This window comes from Ruegeria sp. AB9 (assembly GCF_056542585.1).
The window spans coordinates 1-4002 of record NZ_JBQGAA010000040.1; the positions used below are offsets into that span (position 1 = coordinate 1).

General features: G+C 58.2%; 3 protein-coding genes. All 3 read left to right on the forward strand.

Features of this window, described 5'->3' with window-relative positions:
* Window positions 1-879 (forward strand): sugar phosphate isomerase/epimerase family protein (locus tag ACR0K5_RS24930; RefSeq protein ID WP_480632204.1); only part of this gene is annotated, 879 nt, incomplete at its 5' end.
* Window positions 860-2269 (forward strand): aldehyde dehydrogenase family protein, encoded by a 1410-nt coding sequence (locus ACR0K5_RS24935; protein WP_480632205.1) that lies wholly within the window; start codon window positions 860-862, stop codon window positions 2267-2269. The genes ACR0K5_RS24930 and ACR0K5_RS24935, both read left to right, overlap by 20 nt.
* Window positions 2269-4002, forward strand: a 1734-nt coding sequence (locus ACR0K5_RS24940; RefSeq protein WP_480632206.1) for a thiamine pyrophosphate-binding protein, incomplete at its 3' end; no start/stop codon positions are given. The genes ACR0K5_RS24935 and ACR0K5_RS24940, both read left to right, overlap by 1 nt.

The window sequence follows — 4002 nt, forward strand, 5'->3', positions numbered from 1 at the left end:
CTCTATTCCTTGGCGCATCTGACGCTGATTGGCTGTACGCCGCCCGAGCTGGTCTATATCGCCGCGCGGGCCGGTTACGATGCCGTCAGTCCCCGGTTTATTCCGATGCATGTGCCCGGTGAATTCACTCAATCACCGAATGACAGGGCGCAGGTCCAGGCCACCAAAACAGCGCTTTCCACGACCGGCTTGAAAGTCCTCGATGTCGAGCTTGCGCGCATCACCGAAGATGTCGACCCGCGCAATTTTGAACCGTCGCTGGAGATCGGCGGGGAACTGGGCGCCAAACGCATGATCATGAGCGCTTGGACCAACACCCGCGATGATCGTGACTTCCTGATCGACGTCTATTCTGAGACTTGCGAGTTGGCGGCGCCCTATGGGCTGACGGTGGACTTGGAGTTTCCAAGCTTCTCGCGCTTGCGCACTTTGGACGAGGCGCTTGATATCGTCCGTGCCGCAGATCAACCGAATGGCGGTATTCTGGTCGATACGCTCTACCTGCATCTCAGCCGTGTGGATCTCGGAGAGCTCTTGCACGTCCCCTCGGACCTGTTCCACTTCCTGCATATCTCCGACTGCCTGCCCGGCATCGCCGATACGCGCGAGGGCATGATCCAGCTGGCCCGCGATGCGCGCCTCTATCCCGGCGAAGGCTGGATTGATTTCACCGGCATCATCGAACGGATGCCACCCGTCGACTATTCCATTGAACTGCCCAACCAAAGCCGCGTTGCCGAGTTGGGATATGAAGAACACGCGCGTCGCTGTCTCAGCCACGCCAAGCGAACATTCGGTGCGGCGCGGTCACAGCGTCGTAAGCCCGATGCAGTAATTCCAAAACACCAAGAGGATCATCATGGGCAAAGAGCTCACTGAAAACGACCGCAACATGGCGGCCGATATGCTGGCACGCGCCCGCGCTGCCATGGCCGAGATCGAGGATTGGGATCAGGACAGGCTGGACCGCCTGTCTCAGGCCATTGCGTGGTATGCAGGGAACGAGAAAACTTTTACGCGTCTGGCCCAGCAAGGCGTGGACGAAAGCGGCATCGGAGATCGCGAAGGGCGTCCCGCGAAGCGATTCAAGATTCACATGGTACTGCGTGATGTCCTGCGCACTCCATCGACCGGTATCGTCGAGGTGGATGAGGAAAAAGGACTGGTTAAATATGCCAAACCTGCCGGTGTGATCGCGTCTCTGATCCCCATGACCAATCCAGCGATGACACCACCGGTGACCGGTGTCTCCGCCGCGAACGCCCGGAACGCGGTCATCTTCAGCCCGCACCCGCGAACCGCCCATACCACCTATGAAATGGTCGAGGTCATGCGTGCAGCTTGTCGTGCCGCCGGAGCCCCCGAGGATTTGTTTCAATCCATTCGCAAGCCGTCGATCCCATTGACGCAGCATCTGATGGAGATTTGTGACCTGACGCTGGCGACGGGTGGCAAGCCCATGGTTAAAGCGGCCTATAGTTCAGGGCGTCCAGCCTATGGTGTCGGTGCAGGCAATTCGTCCATCGTCATCGATGAGACAGCCGACTTGGACATCGCCGCTCAGAATACACGAATTTCAAAGACGTCCGACTTTGGGTCTGGCTGCTCTGCAGATGGCAATATCATCATCCAGCGCTCGGTTTATGACGATATGATCAAGGCGCTGAAGGCCGAAGGCGGATACCTGTGTTCGGACGAAGAGAAGGCCATGCTCGAAGCGGCCATGTGGGATGAGAAGGGCAACCGTACCTTCGCGACTATCGCCTGTCCGCCTCAGCAAACGGCCAAGGTCGCCGGTTTCTCGATCCCTGAAGATCGCAAGTTCCTGATGGTCGAAAATCAGGGGCAAATCGGGCCGCAGCACAAGTTCTCCAAGGAAAAACTGACCACGCTGATGGCGCTATATCACTTCGACACATTCGATGACGCGCTGGAAACGGTCAGCCAGATTTACAACACCGGGGGCAAGGGCCATTCCTGCGGCATCTACAGTCACAATGACGATCACATCGACCGGTTGGCGCGCCTGGCTCCGGTCAGTCGCATGATGGTTCGACAGCCTCAGTCCAAGGCCAACGCAGGTGCCTGGACCAATGGCATGCCTATGACCAGCAGCCTGGGCTGCGGCATCTGGGGTGGCAACATCACCAATGAAAATGTCACCATGAAACACATGATGAACTACACTTGGGTCAGCCGTCCGATCCCCGAGGATCGCCCTTCGGAGCCGGACCTGTTCGGTGAGTTTTACGGACAGGAGGTCGCGTGATGGACGGAGCGAAACTAGAAGGCAAAACCGTCGCCGAGCATATCGTTGACTTTCTCGAACGCCGTGAGGTCAAGCATGTATTTGGCCTATGCGGGCACACGAACATCGCGGTTCTGGCTGCGCTGGCGGAAAGTCCCATCGACTTCGTCACTGTACGGCATGAGCAAATCGCCAGCCATGCGGCTGATGCTTATGCCCGCGTGACTGGCACGGCCTCGGTGGTCTTGTCACACCTCTCCCCGGGGCTAACCAATTGCGCCACTGGGGTCGCAAATGCTGCGCTGGACTGCATACCCATGGTGGTGATCGCGGGCGACATTCCCACACATTACTACGGCAAACATCCGCACCAGGAAGTGAACCTGCACGCAGACGCTGCCCAGTGGGAGATCTATCGTCCATTTGTCAAACGCGCTTGGCGGGTGGACCGGGCAGATTTAATGGCCGAGATTCTTGAAAAGGCGTTCCATCTGGCTGAAAGCGGCCAACCCGGGCCAGTACTGGTCAATGTCCCCATGGACATCTTTTCAGAGGTGATCCCTTCGGACAGTTTCGATCGTATCCGCGACAATACGCGGGCGCTCAAGAAACCGTCGATTGACGACGAGACAGCGGGAGAGATTGTCGAAGCGTTGGCTAAAGCCGAAAACCCAGTCGCTTATGTCGGAGGTGGTATTCTTCTGGCACAGGCCAGCGAGGAGTTGCGAGAATTTGTTGAACATATGGGCCTGCCGGTCGCACATTCCCTGATGGGTAAAGGCGCGCTGCGGGACGACCATCCGCTTGTGCTGGGCATGACCGGGTTTTGGGGCACCGAACTGGTCAACCAGTCCTGCCTGAATGCGGACTACATCTTTGCCGTGGGCACTCGGTTCAAAGAGGCTGATTGTTCCAGTTGGTACCCTGGCTACACGTTCAACATTCCCGGATCGAAGGTCATTCATATCGACATTGAGCCGCAGGAGATCGGTCGGAACTATCCCACCGAGATCGGAGTCGTTGCGGACGCCAAGGCCGCATTGCGCGTTCTCAACCGGGTTGCCCGCGAGTTGCATCCGAACGGTTTCAACCGCCCCGCGCTGGAACAGCAGATCGCGGATTTCCGGGCAGAATTCAAAGCGCGCAACGTGGAAATGGCGACCTCGCCGGCCTTTCCGATGATGCCCGAGCGTATTCTGGCAGATACCCGCAAGGCACTGCCCGAGGATGCCATCATCACCACGGACGTTGGGTGGAATAAGAACGGCGTCGGGCAGCAGTTCGATATTCTGACGCCAGGTTCTATCCTGACGCCGGGTGGGTTCGCCACGATGGGCTTTGGCCCTCCGGGCGCGATTGGAGCAAAACTGGCAGCACCCGATCGTGTGGTGATCAGCCTGGTTGGCGATGGTGGTTTCGGTCAGAACCCCTCGATGCTGGCGACTGCCGTTGAACTTGATCTGGGCATCATCTGGCTGGTGATGAACAACAACGCCTTCGGCACCATCGCAGGTCTTCAAAAGGCGCATTACGGTCTGACCTATGGAACAACCTTCCCCGGATCAGCCGCCGCACCAGCAAACGGACCGGGCTATGCCGACATTGCGCGAGCCTACGGCGCGGAAGGGCATAGGCTAAGCGCCGCTGATGAGTTGTTGCCCGCATTGGAAGCGGCAATCGCCAGCGGCAAGCCAACTGTGCTCGATGTGCCAATGATCAACAACCCGACACCAACGACCGGACACTGGAACATC